This window comes from Arthrobacter sp. M4 (genome assembly GCF_020251205.1).
Lineage (GTDB): Bacteria > Actinomycetota > Actinomycetes > Actinomycetales > Micrococcaceae > Arthrobacter.
In genome coordinates this window covers 566,067-584,238 of sequence record NZ_JAIWYX010000002.1, presented here as the reverse complement: position 1 = coordinate 584,238, position 18,172 = coordinate 566,067, and the positions used below count along the sequence as shown (strand labels likewise).

Sequence of the window (18,172 nt, the reverse complement as noted above, 5' to 3'; positions counted from 1 at the left end):
AAGTAGGCTTGGACGGTGACTAATCCCACCGCATCCCAGACTTCCCAGAAGCCGGTGCTGGTTGTTGACTACGGTGCCCAGTACGCGCAGCTGATTGCACGCCGCGTCCGGGAAGCGAATGTGTATTCGGAGATTGTTCCGCACACTTTCACCACTGAGCAGCTCCTCGCCAAGAACCCGGCTGCCATCATCCTTTCCGGCGGCCCTTCCAGCGTTTACGCGGAGGGTGCGCCGAGCGTCGGCGCTGACCTGTTCGAGGCCGGCGTTCCCGTCTTCGGTATCTGCTACGGCTTCCAGGCGATGGCGAACGCCCTGGGCGGCAAGGTGGCCAGGACCGGTCTGCGCGAATACGGCGCAACGGAAGCCACCGCCATTGGCGAATCCCGGTCCATCCTGTCCGGGCTACCGGCTACGCAGAGCACCTGGATGAGCCACGGAGACTCGGTTCAGGAGGCTCCCGAAGGCTTTGAGGTCCTGGCTACCACGGCCGCTGCCCCGGTAGCGGCGTTCGCGAACGAGGAGAAGTGCCTCTACGGCGTGCAGTGGCACCCGGAAGTCAAGCACTCCGCCCACGGCCAGCAGGTGCTTGAGAACTTCCTGTTCAAGGGCGCCAAGCTCCAGCCGAACTGGACCACCGGCAACATCGTCGAAGAGCAAGTGGAGCGCATCCGCGAGCAGATCGGCGACTCCCGGGTCATCTGTGGCCTATCCGGTGGTGTTGACTCCGCCGTCGCCGCTGCCTTGGTCCAGCGCGCGGTGGGTGACCAGCTCACCTGCGTGTTTGTGGACCACGGACTGCTCCGCGAAGGGGAAGCTGAGCAGGTGGAGCGGGACTTCGTCGCGGCAACAGGAGTCAACCTGTACGTCGCCAACGAGCAGGAACGCTTCCTGTCCGCGCTGGCCGGCGTCACCGACCCGGAAACCAAGCGCAAGATCATCGGCCGCGAATTCATCCGTGCCTTCGAGGAGGCCGAGCGCGCCATCATCGCCCAGGCCGCGGCCGAGGGCGAGAGCATCAAGTTCCTGGTCCAGGGCACGCTGTACCCGGACGTCGTCGAATCCGGCGGCGGCGAAGGTACGGCGAACATCAAGAGCCACCACAACGTGGGCGGCTTGCCGGAGGACCTGCAGTTTGAACTCGTGGAACCCCTGCGTGCCCTCTTCAAGGATGAGGTTCGGGCTGTTGGCGCCCAGCTTGGCCTGCCCCAGGAGATCGTCGGACGCCAGCCGTTCCCCGGCCCCGGCCTCGGCATCCGGATCGTGGGTGAGGTCAACCATGAGCGCCTGGAGCTGCTGCGCAAGGCGGACGCCATCGCCCGTGCCGAACTGACGGCTGCCGGCCTCGACAATGATGTGTGGCAGATGCCCGTGGTTCTCCTGGCAGATGTCCGCAGCGTCGGCGTGCAGGGTGACGGCCGCACTTATGGGCACCCGATCGTTCTGCGTCCGGTGTCCTCCGAGGACGCCATGACCGCGGACTGGTCGCGCCTGCCGTTCGAGCTGCTCGCCCGTATCTCCAACCGAATCACCAACGAGGTGGACGGCGTCAACCGCGTGGTGCTGGACGTGACCAGCAAGCCGCCGGGAACCATCGAGTGGGAATAGTCGGCTAAAGACCGGCCCCTTGTTCGCCTCACACCGTGCCCGCACACCGTGAGTCTGCAGCACGGGGCCGGTCTTCTGCGTTAAGGCCGTCTGAGCCTGCCAACTTTGGGCTAGCTGTGAATTCAGCGGCATTTTCTGCTTGCCGCAGTGTTGCGGCCCAAAGCCGCGGATGATTCCCGCTACCCTCGAAAGTATGCCGGTTTGGTCCAAGGCGTCCCGTGCTAGTTCAGAAAAGAAGGCAGCAGTGTCAATAGGTCAAAGCCACGAAGAGGGCTCGGAGGAGCTTCGGAAATGGCTCGCCGGGCTGAAGCCGGTCACGGGAGCTGACACCATGCTGAGGTTCGTGAAGACCCCGGAAGGCTCCATTGATCTCAGCTCAGCCCACCCTTCAGGCCTCGCCCAGTTGCTGGCGGGCCGGAAAACGCGCTTGTCCACGCTCATCCGAGACCGCCAGCAATACATTGTGGCCGCACGGGCGGCCCGGAACATCCGCTCCAAGATCTTTGAACTAGGTAATGACCGCGGTATCGACGTCGGCTATCTTGCCGCCGGGACCGTTGTTTGGACTTCCGCTGTTGGCGGCAAGCCGCAGCGCGTCTCCGCGCCGGTGATGCTCACGGCTATCTCCCTGACGCTGCGCCCGGGCGAGGACGACTACGAACTCCAGCTGACTGAGCAAGCCCGCATCAACCCAGCACTCGTCCGACACTTGAAGACCATCCATGGCATCGTCTTCGACGTCAACGCCGTCACACGCATGGCCTACAACACCGCACGCCTGGACCCGCTACCGGTGCTTGACCGCATCTCCACCCTCGTCAAGCCCATCCACGGCGCGGAGGTCAGTTTCAACCTCCTTGTCTCAACCTTTGCCGACCTGTCCGGCAACCTCGACGATCCGTGGATCAACCCCAGCAATCCCATCGTCGCTTCCCTTGCCACAGCCGCCTCGGGGGGCCATGTAGACGTGGATCCCATCCGCGCTGGACGATTTGCCCGGCTGGATGAGCGCGACCCATCAGAGGAAATGCTGCTCCTGGACGCTGACTCCGATCAGCAGTATGTCCTCGACGCAGTGGCGGCAGGCGATTCTTTGGTGGTGAGTACGCCTCCGGGCACGGGTCAATCCCAGACGGCGGTCAACACAATCGGCACCCTCGTGGCTTCCGGGAAGTCGGTCCTTGTTGTCGGGGACCGCCGAGCCAGCCTGGCCGCATTGTCTTCCCAGTTCGAGGCCCTCGGCCTCGAGTCCATGCTCTTCCGCCTAAATGGGGCGGCCACCCCGCAGCAGCTCAAAGGGCAGTTGATCAGGGCCATCATGCGGAACGAAAAGAGCAAGGAACCCCAACTAGGTACCCTGCACGCCACGCTTACGGAGCACAGGCACGCCCTGCTCGACCACGTTGCCTCGCTGCACAATGTCCGGCAGCGCTGGGGGTGCTCGCCGTACCAGGCAATGCAGTCCCTCGCCGAACTCACGTCCATTCATCCCGCACCGGCCACCACCGTCAGGCTCAAGCGAAGCGTCCTGGACAGCATCCGAGACAGGAGCGAGCTTGCCGAGAGGTTGCGCCGGGCGGCGGAACTTGGCAGCTTCAGCCGTGCCTCCACGTCCAGCCCTTGGCACGGTGCCCGCCTCATGACCCGCAAGGAGACTGAAGAAGCCCAGCAGTTGGCACGCAACGCCAAGGAGAAACTACCGGCGCTACGGGAACGCATGGAGCAAGTGGCGGACCACGCGGAAATCCGGCTCGGCCAGACCTTTACGGAGTGGGGTGCGCAACTGGACCTGCTCATGGCGGTGCGCGAAAGCCTGGACAAGTTCACGCCGGACATTTTCGATCGCCCGGTCCACGACCTCATTTCGGCCACGGCCAGTTCCGCTTGGCGCCGGGAGCGCGGTATCGAAATGCCATCGATGCAACGGTCCAGGCTTCGGCGGGTGGCGAAGGAATACGTTCGTCCAGGCGTGCACATCGCCGACCTGCACAGTTCGCTGCTGCTTGTCCAGGAACAGCGGGCCCTATGGTCCGAGTACGCCACCACGCAGCGGCACCCTGCGGTGCCTTCCGGACTGGCGGACCTGGGCGCCGGATACCGGGAATTTTCGCGGGAACTGACCCGTCTGGGGGAGGCCTTGCGGCACACGGCGGCTGGTGGTCGCCTGACCGAAACCCCATACCCTGAACTCATCGAGCGGCTTGAGTCCCTGGTTGCCGACACCGGCACACTGGAGACCCTTCCCGAGCGGACCCTCCTGATCGAAAACATGCGTGAGCACGGGCTCGGTGAACTACTGGAGGACCTGGCCGAACGCGAGGTACCCGCCGCCTCCGTGGCAGCAGAGCTGGATCTCGCCTGGTGGCAGTCCGCCCTGGAGGCCATGATCAGCGGTGATGATTACCTGGCCATGTCCGACGGCGAGGCCTTGCGCCAGCTTGAGGCGGAGTACCGGCTTGCCGACAGCGCCCATGTTGCCAGCGGAGCTGCCAAGCTTCGTTGGCAGCTTGCCGAATCGTGGCGCGAAGGAATCGCACAGTTCCCACGCCAGGCTGAGCTGCTGCGGAACCTGCTGAAGGACGGCCGGGTTACTTTGGCAGCCCTGAGCGCCCAGGCTCCGGACCTTGTGCCCAAGCTTGTTCCAGTGGCTTCGGTCAGCCCGTATCTGCTGACGGGGCTCCTTCCCGCAGAGCAAAAGTTCGACGCCGTGGTGATCCTCGATGCGGAATCGACTTCACTCCAGGCCGTCCTTCCGGCGATAGCGCGGGCACGACAAGTGGTGGCTTTCGGCGACGCCCGGATTGGTACGCCGCGAACGTTCAGCGTGGCCGTAGAACTGCCTGCTCCAGGCGACAACGTGCATCAACCGGTGGAGAGCGCCTTCAACGCCCTGACCCGCGTGCTTCCCACGTGGCAGCTCAATTGGGTCTACCGGGCTGTGGACGAGGATCTTGTCCTCCAGCTAAGCAAGAACTATTACGAAGGGCGGCTGCACAGGCTGCCTGAAGGCCAGTCCGTCACCGGACTCGACCGCGCAGTGCTGGTGGAATACATTCCGGACGGCACGGGCCTGCCGGGTTTCGATAAGGAAGGCGTCGAATCCGTTACGGCAGAGGTCAATCGCGTAGTTGACCTGGTCTTCGAACATGCGCAGCACCGTCCCCGGACCTCACTCGCGGTGGTAACGGCCAGCCTCCGCCACGCCGCCCGCATTGGTGAGGCGATCAGGCTCCAGCTTCCCAACCATCCACATCTTGCCGGGTTCTTCGGTGCCGGCAGCGAGTCGTTCCGAGTGGTCGACCTGGAGCGCGCGCAGGGACTTGTCCGCGACCACGTCATATTTTCCCTCGGTTATGGACGCACACCGCATGGGCGTGCCCTGCACAACTTCGGACCGTTGTCCGCAGAGGGAGGTCGGAACCGTTTCGCCCTCGCCATGACCCGGGCCCGGCAGTCGATGCACGTGCTGAGCTGCTTCAAGCCCGAGGACTTGGACCTGGATCGACTGTCGCACGGCGCCATCGACTTTTATGAGCTGTTGGACCGTGAGTTGTCCGGAAATACGACCCTTGGCACTCCCGCTTCCCGGGCCGCCGCTAGCGAGCAAGCCCTCGGGGAGGACCCGCTGGTCGCCGATCTGGGGGAGCGGCTGCGTGCCCGGGGCGCGAGGGTATGGCATCACTACGACGGTGCGCTGGACATCGTTGCGGCTGCGGACCCCATCCACACCATTGGACGTGACGACGCAGACCAGCCCACGCCCGTAGCCATCGAATCGGACGGTACCGAACGGTACCGCCGCATGAGCGTCCGCGAACGCAGCAGGCTGCGACCTCAACTCCTTGAACGCATGGGATGGCGTTATCTGACTCTGTGGACCATTGAGGTATTCACGGACCCCTCATCCTGCGCGGATCGCATCGGCTCCTATCTCGGGCTGGAGAAGTCGGCCAGCGGGGGCCACGATGGCACCACCGAACATGGCTTCCTGGACATGGATGTTGAACACTTGAGTATGGAGGGCTCCGCAGGGAGCTCGAAGGGATTTGCCATGAACCACAGTGTTCGCCCCGAAAACAATCAACCGGCCCCCAACCATCCAGGGTCCAGTCATCCAACGCCCAACCAACCAGCGTCTAATCAACCAGCATCCAATCAACCAGCATCCAATCCACCAGCATCCAATCAACCGGTGGCCTGGGAATCAGCGGATGCCGAAACAGACACCCAGCCAGTAGCGCGTGACGGGGGCTTTGCCTTGGCCTTCACCGGGGCGGGACCAGTCGATGAATCGGCCGAAACTGACGGCGATGCTTCTGGCTACGCAGCAACGGACGACCTAATCGGCGAGTCGGAGGCGACTGACGTCGAAGCCACCGAATCCTCAACCGAGAGCCCAGAGCATGACGAGGTCGCAAGGCTGCGCCCCCGAAAGGGATCCGGCAGGCTCATCCCCAACAAGGCCCGCGAAGATGATCCGCGCTCCTGGGGCGATCGTGACGGCTATGATCACGACGCTTGGCTGAAGGAGCAGCGCCCACCGCACTGGGGCTGAGCCGGGGAGCAGTATTGCCGGTTGGCATTTCACTACACGCGGACTGGTGAATAAGAGTCGTGTTCCGGTGTCGTTGTCGAGGTGTCCTCGTGCCGTCGTGGTGTCCGGGTTAGGGGCCGTTAACCAAGACAAAAAAGAGCTTGCCTTGAGTCGATGCTCCTGCCAACTTGCGGGATTGCTCTTGGTCGGCTGCCACCACAACGAGGCCTTCATGGTCGCCGGTGCCCAGCCACTGGCCCGCCGAACCGCCCCTCGCCGCGGTCCAGAGGACCGGCACGGATTGGGCAAGGATTTGGTTTCCAGGTCCACCGAGGCGGGAGTCCGACTGTGCCAGGACCACGTTGATGAGTTGACCAGGCGCCAAGAGTTGAATTGACGACGGATCGGCAAGTCGCAGTGGCACGGCCGCTGTTCCTGGGGAGGCTCCGCTAAGGAGCCCGGGGCCCAGCAGCTGTGCTTCCGTGGGGATCTGCCCCTGCCGTAAAGGTGAAGCGAGCTGCTTCCCTGCGACTTCCGCGATATCGATGAAGGCGCCACGGGGCGTCATCCCGGCAGCCACTGCGATTCTTTTCATATCGGTGGCACCAATCCTGGCGCCGGCAGGCAGATCCCTCGCGGCAGCAAGAGCTTCTGATTGGAGTTCCTTGGCTGGCGTGAGCTGATGGACTGCTATTCCACACGCGAGGCACAAGAGCAATGCGACCACAAGCCGCCGACGGCGGCGCAGACGGGCCACTACCCGTGACAGAACGCCCCTGCGGGGGTTGCGCGTGCTGGCGAAGCGGAGATTTGCGTCGAAGCGTGGCCCGACAGATGAACGTCCAAGTTGGTTACGGGCACCGAAAGGCGGGGTGCTATGAGGGAACGCTAGTGGCATAAAGCCACGCTATCGACAGCCAATTATTCGGGCACTGGCCGCGCCATCGTATGTGGAAAGCCAGGCCCGACGGAGCGCTATGTGGAGACCAGTCCAGCACGAGCGCCCTAAGCTTGGTGGCAAACTATGGCAGCCTGGGTCAGCGGCAAAAAGCGAAGCCCCGCCTTTCCCGGAAAAATCCAGTGAAAAGACAGGGCTCCCGAAAACTCTTAGCTTGCAGCCGGGGCGGCCGCGGCCGCTGCTGGCGCCGGTGCGGACGCAGGAGCGGATGAAGAAGCCGCAACTGTGCTGTTGCTCTTGGAATCACGCGAATCCGTGCGGTAGAAGCCAGAGCCCTTGAATACCACGCCCACACTGTTGAACTTCTTGCGCAGAGTACCTTGGCATTCCGGGCAGTCGGTCAGGGCGGTGTCTGTAAAGGACTGAACGGCATCGAAGGCGTGGCCGCAGTCCTTGCAAGCGTAGGCGTATGTTGGCACTGGTGATCCTCCTCAGGGACAAAACAACAGGTCCCGGACCGTTCGAGCGCATCCCTTTGGGCAAAACCACAGGATATGTGCTGTCTTAGCAGTCTCAGGGCCTGAGTGCCAATTCTATCATTGAAGGCTTCACCGTCCAGTGCTGCAGCTCACGCAGTGCCGCAGCTCACCCAAGCGACCCGCACCGCCAAACTACCCCACGCCAGCAAAACGACTCATGTCACCAAAACGGCCCACGCCGCAAAACGGCCCACGCCGCCAAACGACCCACCCCACCAACGACCCGCGCCGCCAACGACCCACGCACCCATCCGCTCCACTTCGCCAACGACCCACGCCACCAAAACGACCCGCGCCGCAAAACGAAGCACGTCACCAAAACGACCCACGGCAACGATCCGGCCAAGGCAGAATTACGAAACCGGGCCCGTGCTAAACCGCACCAGACCGCCTGGGGTGATGGCGCCGTCGACCTTCTGGTCAAAGGGCTCCGCTTCGATGCTGCCAGCCGGCAGGACTTCGCTGTCATAAACCACGGCTACCGTTGCGATGCGCCCATGGCCGGCACCGAGACTTCCCAGGAAGCGGTCGTAGTAACCACCGCCCTGGCCGATCCGGTTTCCAGAACGGTCCACTGCAGTTGCCGGCAGGAAGATTCCCGCAACTTCGCCAGCAGGGAACTCGTGCCGTTCGCCCTCGGGTTCGTCAATTGGGGCGTAGGCGGACCGCACCATCGCCGTCGTCGGAGTCCAGGCGACCCAGCTGAGCTGGCAATCCGGCTCGCAAATGGGCAGGATGACCCGGTGCCCGGCACTGAACAGTGAATGGATCAAGGGCATGGTTGGTGGCTCTGCCTTGCCCCCAAGATACACGGCGAAGGTCCGGGCATGACCAGCAGAAAGCGACTCGGCCCATTCCATTCCATGTCGTGCGATGGCTTCCCCCGCGGACGTCACCTGCTGCTCGTTCAGGCTGCGCCGCACAGTGCGGTGTTCCCTGCGGATCTGCTGCTTATTCACGCTTGCATCGCCACTTTCGCGCAATCGATTCCGGTACTGAAATGAGGTCCCCCGCAGGCAAGATTAGCCCGCCCGTCTTGGCGAGGTTTTAGCGGTAGCAGAGTCGCTTCCGATAGATTAGTCGTGTGACGTCCAATAATTCTGCAGTCCACAAGGCCGTGATTCCCGTAGCAGGATTGGGAACACGGTTCCTCCCAGTGACCAAAGCAATGCCCAAGGAAATGCTCCCGGTGGTGGACAAGCCTGCCATCCAATACGTGGTTGAGGAAGCCGTCAACGTCGGCCTCAATGACGTGCTGATGATCACCGGGCGGAACAAGCGCGCACTGGAGGACCACTTCGACCGTGTGCCGGCTCTTGAGGCCACGCTTGCTGAAAAGGGCGACACCAGCAAGCTGCAGTCCGTGCAGTCCACCAGCAACCTGGGGGACATCCACTATGTGCGCCAGGGTGACCCCAAAGGCCTGGGCCACGCGGTTTTGCGGGCAAAGCAACACGTGGGTTATGAGCCCTTTGCTGTTCTCCTGGGTGATGACCTCATTGACGCCCGGGACGAGCTTTTGAGCACCATGATCGAGGTTCAGGCGAAGACTGGTGGTTCGGTTGTTGCCCTCATCGAGGTAGAGCCGGAACAGATCAGCTCCTACGGTTGCGCTGACATCATCCACAACGGCGAAGACGGATACGTTCGCATCAAGGAACTCGTGGAGAAGCCGGCGCCGGAAGATGCGCCCTCGAATCTTGCGCTGATTGGGCGCTACGTGCTCCACCCGGCTGTGTTTGATGTCCTGGAGAAGACCGAACCCGGCCGGGGCGGCGAGATTCAACTTACCGACGCCCTGCAGGTCCTGGCGGCGGGCCAGGGTGAAGGTTACGGGGTGTACGGCGTTATTTTCCGCGGTCGCCGCTATGACACCGGCGACAAGCTGAGCTACCTGAAGGCCTGCGTGGAGTTGGCCTGCGATAGCGAGGACCTTGGACCGGGCCTGCGTGCCTGGCTGCCTGGCTTCGCTGCCAGCCTGGACAAGTAGTCCCAAATGTGGGGTCCGTCCATCTGGCCGGTCACGCTGGAGTGCGGAGACCTGGTTCTTCGGCCTATTCGCTACCGTGACCACAAAGAATGGACCCAGGTCCGATCGCGGAACAATGACTGGTTGGCTCCCTGGGAAGCGTCAAACCCTGCCCCGGGCGGTGGGTTGCCCAGCTATCGGCAGATGGTCCGCTCGCTGAACGCTCAGGCGCGGCAGGGAACTGCCCTGCCATTCCTCATCACGGAGTGGACGCCCGGTTTCACGGATCCGCTGATAGTTGGCCAGCTAACAGTGTCGTCCATTGTGTGGGGATCGGCGATGATGGCGACTCTGGGCTATTGGGTTGACCAGGCCCGCGCCGGGCGCGGGATAGCGCCCACAGCCGTGGCCATGGCAACCGATCATTGCTTCCGCGAGTTGGGTCTTCATCGGATGGAGATCAACATTCGTCCGGAGAACAGGGCCAGCCTCCGAGTGGTGGAGAAGCTGGGGTTTCGGGATGAGGGTTATCGCGAAAAGTACCTGCACATCAACGGCAACTGGGCGGACCACCGCTCGTTTGCCCTGACGAGCGATGAAGTGCCGCAGGGCCTCCTGACCCGATGGCTTCAGGGCCAGGCAACCAAGGAATAGCGCAGCCAAGGCTGCGCAGGCGAATTAACTCCATTGATTTGTGGGCAGTCCGGCGACACACCGCAGGTAATGCGGCTGCGGCTGTTGGAATGCTTCTACGGTTTTGAGTGTGGACTTCCCTCTCAGCAGCTCAGTGATCCTTATGGTCACTGTCGCGCTCTGGATCGTATGGGTTGCTCCTTACGTGCTCCGCAACCGGCAAGCGCAGCTGCAGCCAGCAGGTGACTTTCCGGATGCGGCCCGAGATGATGACTCCGTGGAAACGCAATCCGGGATGGTGTTGACGCTGGCCGATCAGCAGGAGAAGCCGATGGAACCTTCGAGCGTCCGCTCGTCGACTGAGAAAGCGTCCACTGAGAGACGGGACAATCCCGGAGCGGCGCAAAACAGTTCCGGGGCGGTTTCTGGTGCGCGCAATCGTACCGGTTCAGGCGTCTTTCGCATCCGCTATGGACGCCTGACCATGGCGTTGCTGGGACTAGTGATGATCCTGGCCGCTGCTGTGACGGCCGCCTTGCGCCTTTTCGGCGCCGGCCCGGCATGGGTGCCGGCCGTGTGTTTCGTCGGCGGCGTAGGGTCGGTGTTCCTTTTGCGTCGACTCGCCGTTCGAGATCGGCGGGCACGCTTGAACGCCGCCTTCCGCGCAGCCATGTCGACGCCGGCCGGTCCCCGGGATTCCGGGTCCTCAATGTTGCCTGAGTCGCCTGCAAGGGCCCCGCGCCAATCTGAGGTGTTCGACGCCGACAAAGCCGCCGCGGCCCCGCCGCCTCTGTCCGCTTTCGAGCTAAGGCAGGCGGCACTGGCCGTAGCTGCAGCCGCCGGTGACACTGCGGCCGGGCAGGACAGTTCGGATGCGTCCAAGGCTGGATCGCCGTCGCTGAGCGGTGAGTGGAAGCCAGTTGATGTTCCTAAGCCTGTGTATGTAGAGGCGGCGAAAGCCGAGCGGCCCGCTCCTGAGCCGTTGGACCTGCCCGAGTCGCCCAAGCCGACCGGCAAACCCTCCCTGCGGCAGCCTGCCGCTCCTCCAGCCGCCGCACCTGCGGCAGCAGCGGCTGCCAAGGGGTCCAGTGCGCTGAGCAACCTCGACGACGTCCTCCAGCGCCGTCGGGCCTAATGCGATGTTTCGACCGGCGGCGTAGGTGACCGTTATTTGCGTGGCCGGGGGAACCGGCCAAGTTGGGCGCGAAGTGGTCCGGCAGGCCGTCGCAGCCGGTCACACGGTCTCAGTAATTAGCCGGAAAATGCCGTCCCCAGAGGATACCGCATATGTCGACGGCGCCAGGTACTTTAGTGCCGACGTCGCCGCCGGCGGCGGGATGGTTCCGGCACTCGAGGGGTGCGCCGTCGTCGTGGACTGTCTTGAGGGCAAGACGGGGCGGGCACTGAAAACATATGTGGAAGCTGGGAGCCGCCTTCTGGCGGCTGCGGAAGCCGCAGGTGTTGCCAAGGCGGTGTCGGTGTCGATCATCAACTGCGACCAGAACGGGCTGGCGTTCTACCGGTCCAAGGCCGCGAAGGAACGCGTTTACGCCCGTTCGGGGCTGGAGACGATCGTGGTCCGTGCTACGCAGTTCCACAGCCTGCTTGCCGGCATCTTCGTAGTTGGTGCCAGGCTCGGGATCATCCCTGTGGTTCGGGGCGCGCGGTTCCAGACCATGTCGGCGTCAGAGGCGGCGACGGCCCTGCTGGAGGCCGCGCTTGAAGGGCCGTCGGACGAGCGCCATCGCCTTCGCACAGTGGGCGGGCCTGAGGTGCGCAGCATGCGCGACTTGGCTGAGAGTTGGCGCCGGCACACAGGCTCGAGGGGTTTGATTGTCCAGTTTCCCCTGCCGGGATCCGTGGGTAGATACCTGCAGGAAGGGCGTAACCTGATCCCCGAGCAGCGTTTCGGACAGGAGACATTCGAGGGCTGGTTGGCCAAACGCAAAGATACTTTGTAGCCTAAGGACACCGGCAGCACCGCAAGGGTTGCCCGGGGGCTATAGCTCAGTTGGTAGAGCGCTTCGTTCGCATCGAAGAGGTCAGGAGTTCGAATCTCCTTAGCTCCACTTTTTGTGATGTAGCGGGACGTCCTTCAAGGATGTGTCGGGACATCGTTGGCAGCCCGGTCTTTGGACCGGGTATTTTTTTGCCCGGATTCCGGGCCGAAAGCTGCAGCGACCTTAAGCGGCTTCCGTCCCTACAGGAGCATTGTGAAACAATCCGGGCGATCATGCGGCTCTTTGTTGAACTGCCTCAACCAGCCAGAACTTACTACCGCTGCTTCAGCGCGCGATTCCCGGTCTATGAGGTTGGGCGCTGATCAAAGCGGTCCAGCACTGCTGCGGTGTACCTCGCAATGTTCGGAAGGTCACCCTGTCTTTCAGCATCCGGAATAATCCGCACGGTCCTGCCCGCCGCGGCTGCCAGGAAGATCATGCTTTCACCCGACTCCGTCATGAATTTCTTGCTGGCGGGGGAGGGTAGGGGGCCCCATGGCTCCCGGAACCGAAAACCCAACGTAGAGACTTGGATCCACGGCAGGATGACATCAAGCTGATCAGGTTCTGGTTGGAGATGTCCTGACGAACTGACAGGCCCCAGCACTGCAACACCATCCTCCATCACCACAAACAGCACATTCGGTGTCCGAAGGTTTCCTGTCACTACTCTGCAGGGGAGGATAATCCGGATTCGTGACTCGATATAGGCGCGGACGTCGAACCGTTGAATCGCTGTCACTAATTTCAGCGAGACCATGTGCACGTCTTCCTCGGAAAGAGGCGGAGGAGTGCGGTATTTGGCCTCGAGCGAACTCCCTCGCAGTTCGTCGCGATGCTTTTTCTGCCGTGACGCCATGGCCACAGATTAGACGCACTCTTCGATGTCTTACAGGGCAACACATATTTCAGCCGGCGGATAAGGGTGCCTTACTGGGGATCCTTTCGCCTCCATCAGATGCTGCGCCCACACGGGGCACAATTGGGGGCGCATCCTTCGTCGGGTCCGGCGCGACACGTCGGTGCGGGGGACCGGTTGGGCGCAACCGGCTGGAGGGATGCTCACACCAGAGATGCGAGCAGCGCCGCTGGGACGATCATGAGGGGCACGAGAACGAGCCCGGCGGCAGCATAGCCCCACCATGAGATGCGCACGCCGAGCCTCCGGAGCTGTTCGTGCCAGATGAGGGTCGCGAGCGAAGCCCACGGGGTGATGAGCGGACCGACGTTGACGCCCACGAGGAGCGCAGCGAGGCGGGCCGGGCCGCCCGCGGCCTGCTCCAGTGCAAGGTAAGCAGGCAGGTTGTTGATCACGTTCGACGCGAGCGCGCCCACGGCGGCGACCCGGACCAGATCGAATGGTCCGTCACCAGAGCCCAGGAGGCCCGCTGCAAGGGCCTGCGCCCCAAGACCACGGAGCGCCTCCATGATCACGAAGAGTCCGCTGGCAAAGAGGATGAGCTGCCATGGCACGAGCGACCATGCCAGGGCTGAGCGCTGCCGCAACCAGAATGCCGCAACGAGGATGACGGCCGCCGCGAGTGACGGGATCCAGACCGGGATGCCTGAAACGAAAGAGGGGAGCAGGAGTGCGAGCACGGCCCCTCCGATCCTTAGCAGCGCGGTGTCGGCAGGCGGATCGTTGGCGTCGACGAGTACCTGGGCTGGGCGCTGCGTGGTGTACCGACGGGCCAGTTCTTTCCGGAACAGGAATGCCACGGCGACGGATGGCACGAGTGCGCACCACGCCGCGGGCAGCGCCATGCGTGCAGCGAACGCCGCCGGAGACGCACCTCCGAGCGTGTTCAGAGCGAGCAGATTGGTCAGGTTCGAAACCGGCAGGAGCAGCGACCCGGTATTCGCAAGCCACACGGCCGTGAGCGCGAACGGCAACGGGGCAAGCCCACAGCGCCGCGCGAGGATCACGACAATGGGCGTTAGGAGGACCGCCGTCGTGTCGAGGGATAGAAAGATGGTCGCCGCGAGCGAGAGAGCCGTGACGAGGATCCACAACGCCCACGCGCGTCCACGTCCCCAGCGACGAAACTGCCGGGCGATCCACTCGAACAGCCCGGATGCGTTCAGCAACTCTGTAACGACCGTTATGGCGGCGACGAACACAAGGATCGGCACCACGCGGTCCGCCAGCGCGCCGAGGGCAGCCAACGGAAACAGCCCGGAAGCCACCGCCGCGAGTCCGAGGGCGAGCAGGACGGCACCCGTGACTACTAAAGGCATCCTGTCAGTCTAGGGCCACGCGTCAGTGTGACCGATGGTCCTGGACAGTGAGTCCTTGGCGGCAGGATTCGGCTTCGCGATCGCTGACCCGCAACTTGCGCGAATGTACGACTGGAACGATGTCAGTGAACACCCCTAGTTCCCGGTTCTGCTTGAACTTGAAGTGCTCCAAGGGCTTTGTGTCCCTCATCCAGAACACTGCAGCAAGAATCTGAGCCACTCCGAGCCTTTGCCCGGCGGCCTGGCCAACAGCTGGGTGCCCGGACTGATTTCCGTCACGAACGTGCCGCTACTTCACGGGCAGCGAGCGGGCGTAGTCGACGCCGACCTGCACCCACTGCTCGAGCGTTTCGTCGGAGGCAATGGTCGTCTCCGCGACGCGGAGCCAACCGTCCATGGCGCGCCCTTGCATGATGGCGCGCTCGACGCCGGGATTTGAGCAGAGTTCGTCGCTTGCCGCTGGATCGGCCCGGAGGAGCATTCCACCATGCCCACTCGCACTCACGGCCATGTTTCCGCCGATCAGAAAGGCCAGCCCGCCGAACATCTTCTTCTCGGTGAAATCAACTTTCCCCAACAGGACACCGCGAATCCTGTCAGCGAGTTCGGTGTCGTATGCCACGAACTCATTCTTCCAGCGGGTAAACCTTCGCAGCAATCGGCCGACCCGTGGAAGGGTGGTCACTGGGTAGGCCCTCAGGGTACGTGAACGAGTCAGGGCCCCGTCCTTCAGGACGGGACCCGGACTCGTTAGTCGCGTCGTTGGCGAGTTGAGGCGGATCCTTCTAAGAATCCGGGCTCGCCGTCGCGGGTTCCACTAACCGATCGGTGCAGGCGGTCGTTCCCCGGCGAGCACGGCGAGCGCATTGTCGGCGGCGAGCATCGCCATTGCGGTGCGCGTCTCCACGGTGGCGGAGCCCAGGTGCGGCAGGAGCACTACGTTGTCGAGCTCCAGCAGCTCAGGATGAACCCGGGGCTCGTGCTCATAGACGTCCAGCCCGGCACCGGCGATGACGCCCTCGCGGAGTGCGGACGCGAGTGCCGCTTCGTCGACGATGGGTCCGCGCGCCGTGTTGACGAGGTACGCTGAGCTCTTCATAGCCGCGAGCTGCTCGGCCCCGATCAGGTGATGGGTGGCAGGTCCGTAGGGGCAGTGCAGCGAGACGACGTCGGAGATAGCCAGCAACTCGTCGAGGTCGACCCGTCGGGCCCCCAGTTCCGCAGCAATTTGGGTATCGATCTCGCTACGGGACTGGTAGACGATCTCCATACCGAAGGCCTTGGCCCGGCGCGCGGTCGCCTGGCCGATGCCGCCCATGCCGACGACGCCGAGGGTCTTGCCCTGCAGGCCGCTGCCTAGCAGGAAGAACATGCCCCACTTCCAAGCCTGGCCCGAGCGGATGAGCCGTTCCCCTTCGCCGAGCCGGCGGGTCGCCATGAGGATGAGGCTTAGCGCGATGTCGGCGGTGGCGTCCGTAAGCACGCCGGGTGTGTTGGTGGCCACGACGCCCCGTTCAGCGCATGCTGGAACGTCGATGTTGTCATAGCCGACGGCCACGTTCGTGACGACCTTGAGCTGCGGGCCAGCGGCGTCGAGCAGTTCGGCGTCGATGCGCTCGGTGAGCAGGCTCACGACGGCGTCGGCGCCGGCTACGCGGCGCAGCAGCTCCTCGCGGCCGATCGATTCGGTGCCGGTCCAGGCATCCACCTCGTGCTCGGCGCGGAGCTTTTCGATTGCGGTTTCAGGCACACGTCCCGTGACGACGATCCGGCTCATGCTGCCTCGATCCAGTTGCGCAGGAGGCCGAGGCCGTCGCGGATGTCGGCGACGTCGATACCCGAGTAGGCGAGCCTGATGTACTGCCGCTCCTCGCCGGGTTGGCGTCGGCCGAAGTGCTCACGCGTGCAGAAGGAGACGCCGGTCTTGTAGAGGGCTTCCGTGGCGAAGTCACCAACTGCGGTGTAGCCCATGCGCTCCATTGCCTCGGTGACGTCGGGGAACAGGTAGAACGTCGACTGCGGTACGGCGACGTTCATGCCGGGGATCGCGTTCAGGAGCTCGCATGCGGCATCCCGGCGCTCGCGCAGGACGTCGAGCATCTGCTGCACGGGTTCCTGAGGACCGCGGAGTGCTTCGATGCCGGCCCATTGCACATAGTGCGTCGTGCACGATTCGTCGTTGGTGTTGAGCGTGCTGAGCACCTTGGCGATCTCCACCGGGGCGACGGCGCAGCCAAGGCGCGAACCGGTCATGGCGAACTTCTTGCTGAAGGTGTACAGGATGACGGTGCGCTCAGCCATGCCGGGGAGCGACGCGATGGAGCTCGAGACTCCCTCGTAGCGCGTTTCGAAGTAGGCCTCGTCGGAGAGCACCCAGAGATCGTGCTCCTGCGCGATCTTTGCGATGGCCTCGCGCTCGGCCGCCGTCGACTCGGCCGAGATCGGGTTCTGCAAGTCGTTGTAGATGATGGCAACCGTGTTCGGGGTGATCGAGGCGCGCACCTGGTCGAGGTCGATTGCGAAGCCCGTGCTCGTGGGCACGTAGCGGTAAGGCACGGCAGTTCCGCCGAGATACTCGATCTGCGATTCATAGATCGGGAATCCGGGGTTCGGGTAAAGCACTTCCTGGCCGGGGTTCATGACTGCCTGCAGGAACTTGGTGATGACCGGCTTGCCACCCGTCATCACTACGACGTTGTCGGGGGAGAAGCTGATGCCACGGCGCGAGCCGAGGTCTTCGGCGAGGGCCTCCCGCAACTGCGGAATACCAGGGCCTGGGCAGTAGCCCGTGTAACCATCTGCGATTGCCCGGTTCATCGCCTCGACGATGTGCGGGGCCGTCGGGATATTGATGTCGCCTAGGTGGAAGGGAAACACGCGGTTCCCCTGAGCCTTCCAAGCGGCCGCGGCCTGAGCAACACTAAAGGCGGTTTCGGTGCCCAGCCGTTCGAGCCGGTGCGCGAGTTGCTGCATGCTATTCCACTCCTCATCGAGTCTTATCGATCCTGTGCGGATTCAGGTCTAGTATAGGACTAATATATCAGACTTCGAAGTCTGATCTGCAAATGAAATCTCAGACGGTGTCGGTGTCTCGTTGAGTATCGCGATGTGCACCGAACGCGTGCGGCGCCACCCGCTTGGCACCTCGGGCTCCGACACCGTGGAACCTCTGTGCGTACCTCTGTGCGCTCTCTTCGGCCTGGCGTAGGATCGCAGGCATGGCATCCAAGACTTTTCATGAAATGTTGGCCGATCAAGTAGAAATCGAATTCTCGGCGTCCCAGCAGTACATTGCCGTGGCGGTGTATTTCGACAGTCAAGACCTGCCGCAGCTGGCGCGCCACTTCTACCGCCAGTCACTTGAAGAGCGCAACCACGCGATGATGATGGTTCAGTACCTCCTAGACCGAAACATCCCGTTCACCATCCCGGGAATTCCCGATGTCCGGAATGACTTTGGAACTGCCAAGGAACCCATCGCTTTGGCGCTGGCTCAGGAGAAGGAAGTCACGGGTAACATCGAGGCCCTGTTCCGCGCTGCCCGCGACCAGAACGACCCGCTGGGGGAGCAGTTTATGCTGTGGTTCCTGAAGGAGCAGGTGGAGGAAGTTTCGTCCATGACAACGCTGCTGAACATCGCGGAGCGGGCGGACAACCTCTTTGATATCGAGAACCACCTGGCCCGCGAGTCCGTGGGCGACGCCGGCCGCGACCCCTCGGCTCCTGCGGCCGCCGGTGGCGCCCTATAGGAACCTT

15 protein-coding genes and 1 tRNA gene are annotated in these 18,172 nt (G+C 63.2%); 8 read left to right on the top strand and 8 right to left on the bottom strand.

Going from position 1 to position 18,172, the window contains the following annotated elements:
• Positions 1-15: 15 nt before the first annotated feature.
• Together guaA and LD110_RS06290 are read left to right on the top strand one after the other, a co-directional pair.
• Positions 16-1,605: a glutamine-hydrolyzing GMP synthase gene (gene guaA, locus LD110_RS06295; RefSeq protein WP_225497204.1), complete on the top strand. Its 1,590-nt coding sequence runs from the start codon at positions 16-18 to the stop codon at positions 1,603-1,605.
• A 193-nt stretch (positions 1,606-1,798) separates the two neighbouring features.
• Positions 1,799-6,160 carry a DUF4011 domain-containing protein gene (locus LD110_RS06290; protein WP_225497202.1) on the top strand — a complete coding sequence of 1,454 codons (4,362 nt, stop codon included), beginning with the start codon at positions 1,799-1,801 and terminating at the stop codon, positions 6,158-6,160.
• Between the two features lie 109 nt (positions 6,161-6,269).
• Here LD110_RS06290 and LD110_RS24025 read toward each other — a convergent pair whose 3' ends face one another.
• The 3 genes from LD110_RS24025 to LD110_RS06275 form a co-directional block, all read right to left on the bottom strand.
• Positions 6,270-7,037 carry an RcpC/CpaB family pilus assembly protein gene (locus LD110_RS24025; RefSeq protein ID WP_374200307.1) on the bottom strand — a complete coding sequence of 256 codons (768 nt, stop codon included), beginning with the start codon at positions 7,035-7,037 and terminating at the stop codon, positions 6,270-6,272.
• A 209-nt stretch (positions 7,038-7,246) separates the two neighbouring features.
• On the bottom strand, positions 7,247-7,516 hold the full coding sequence (locus LD110_RS06280) for an FmdB family zinc ribbon protein (RefSeq protein WP_225497199.1): 270 nt from the start codon (positions 7,514-7,516) through the stop codon (positions 7,247-7,249).
• Between the two features lie 413 nt (positions 7,517-7,929).
• On the bottom strand, positions 7,930-8,535 hold the full coding sequence (locus LD110_RS06275; RefSeq protein ID WP_225497197.1) for a 5-formyltetrahydrofolate cyclo-ligase: 606 nt from the start codon (positions 8,533-8,535) through the stop codon (positions 7,930-7,932).
• Positions 8,536-8,660: 125 nt separating this feature from the next.
• On the opposite strand from LD110_RS06275, the gene galU reads away from it, so the two are divergent.
• The 5 genes from galU to LD110_RS06250 all read left to right on the top strand — a co-directional run bounded on the left by galU (position 8,661) and on the right by LD110_RS06250 (position 12,247).
• Positions 8,661-9,566, top strand: coding sequence for a UTP--glucose-1-phosphate uridylyltransferase GalU (gene galU / locus LD110_RS06270; protein WP_225497195.1), 906 nt, complete (start codon positions 8,661-8,663; stop codon positions 9,564-9,566).
• 6 nt (positions 9,567-9,572) lie between these two features.
• Positions 9,573-10,199: a GNAT family N-acetyltransferase gene (locus LD110_RS06265; RefSeq protein ID WP_225497194.1), complete on the top strand. Its 627-nt coding sequence runs from the start codon at positions 9,573-9,575 to the stop codon at positions 10,197-10,199.
• A 109-nt stretch (positions 10,200-10,308) separates the two neighbouring features.
• Positions 10,309-11,313 (top strand): NfeD family protein, encoded by a 1,005-nt coding sequence (locus LD110_RS06260; protein WP_225497192.1) that lies wholly within the window; start codon positions 10,309-10,311, stop codon positions 11,311-11,313.
• Between the two features lie 40 nt (positions 11,314-11,353).
• Positions 11,354-12,139 carry an NAD(P)H-binding protein gene (locus LD110_RS06255; RefSeq protein WP_308012410.1) on the top strand — a complete coding sequence of 262 codons (786 nt, stop codon included), beginning with the start codon at positions 11,354-11,356 and terminating at the stop codon, positions 12,137-12,139.
• A gap of 35 nt (positions 12,140-12,174) precedes the next feature.
• Positions 12,175-12,247, top strand: a tRNA-Ala gene (locus tag LD110_RS06250).
• 235 nt (positions 12,248-12,482) lie between these two features.
• Here the strand turns inward: LD110_RS06250 and LD110_RS06245 are convergent.
• From LD110_RS06245 to LD110_RS06225, 5 genes are all read right to left on the bottom strand, one after another.
• A complete protein-coding gene (locus LD110_RS06245) occupies positions 12,483-13,037 on the bottom strand; it encodes a hypothetical protein (protein ID WP_225497188.1) in 555 nt (184 codons plus the stop codon).
• A 203-nt stretch (positions 13,038-13,240) separates the two neighbouring features.
• Positions 13,241-14,416 carry an SLC13 family permease gene (locus LD110_RS06240; protein WP_225497186.1) on the bottom strand — a complete coding sequence of 392 codons (1,176 nt, stop codon included), beginning with the start codon at positions 14,414-14,416 and terminating at the stop codon, positions 13,241-13,243.
• Between the two features lie 289 nt (positions 14,417-14,705).
• On the bottom strand, positions 14,706-15,038 hold the full coding sequence (locus tag LD110_RS06235) for a TfoX/Sxy family protein (RefSeq protein ID WP_225497184.1): 333 nt from the start codon (positions 15,036-15,038) through the stop codon (positions 14,706-14,708).
• 195 nt (positions 15,039-15,233) lie between these two features.
• On the bottom strand, positions 15,234-16,193 hold the full coding sequence (locus tag LD110_RS06230; RefSeq protein ID WP_225497182.1) for a D-glycerate dehydrogenase: 960 nt from the start codon (positions 16,191-16,193) through the stop codon (positions 15,234-15,236).
• Complete coding sequence (locus LD110_RS06225; RefSeq protein ID WP_225497180.1) at positions 16,190-17,389, bottom strand: pyridoxal phosphate-dependent aminotransferase; 1,200 nt, start codon at positions 17,387-17,389, stop codon at positions 16,190-16,192. Before LD110_RS06225 ends, LD110_RS06230 begins: the two co-directional genes overlap by 4 nt.
• Positions 17,390-17,634: 245 nt before the next feature.
• Between LD110_RS06225 and LD110_RS06220 the strand changes: the two genes are divergently transcribed.
• Positions 17,635-18,165: a ferritin gene (locus LD110_RS06220; RefSeq protein ID WP_225497178.1), complete on the top strand. Its 531-nt coding sequence runs from the start codon at positions 17,635-17,637 to the stop codon at positions 18,163-18,165.
• Positions 18,166-18,172: the final 7 nt, after the last annotated feature.

Bases quoted from the DNA above. Each gene is read 5' to 3' on its own strand.
- LD110_RS06265 (WP_225497194.1), top strand. From the start codon at position 9,573: ATGTGGGGTCCGTCCATCTGGCCGGTCACGCTGGAGTGCGGAGACCTG.
- LD110_RS06245 (WP_225497188.1), bottom strand. From the start codon at position 13,037: ATGGCGTCACGGCAGAAAAAGCATCGCGACGAACTGCGAGGGAGTTCG.
- LD110_RS06220 (WP_225497178.1), top strand. From the start codon at position 17,635: ATGGCATCCAAGACTTTTCATGAAATGTTGGCCGATCAAGTAGAAATC.
- LD110_RS06230 (WP_225497182.1), bottom strand. From the start codon at position 16,193: ATGAGCCGGATCGTCGTCACGGGACGTGTGCCTGAAACCGCAATCGAA.
- LD110_RS06290 (WP_225497202.1), top strand. From the start codon at position 1,799: ATGCCGGTTTGGTCCAAGGCGTCCCGTGCTAGTTCAGAAAAGAAGGCA.
- LD110_RS06225 (WP_225497180.1), bottom strand. From the start codon at position 17,389: ATGCAGCAACTCGCGCACCGGCTCGAACGGCTGGGCACCGAAACCGCC.
- LD110_RS06240 (WP_225497186.1), bottom strand. From the start codon at position 14,416: ATGCCTTTAGTAGTCACGGGTGCCGTCCTGCTCGCCCTCGGACTCGCG.
- LD110_RS24025 (WP_374200307.1), bottom strand. From the start codon at position 7,037: ATGCCACTAGCGTTCCCTCATAGCACCCCGCCTTTCGGTGCCCGTAAC.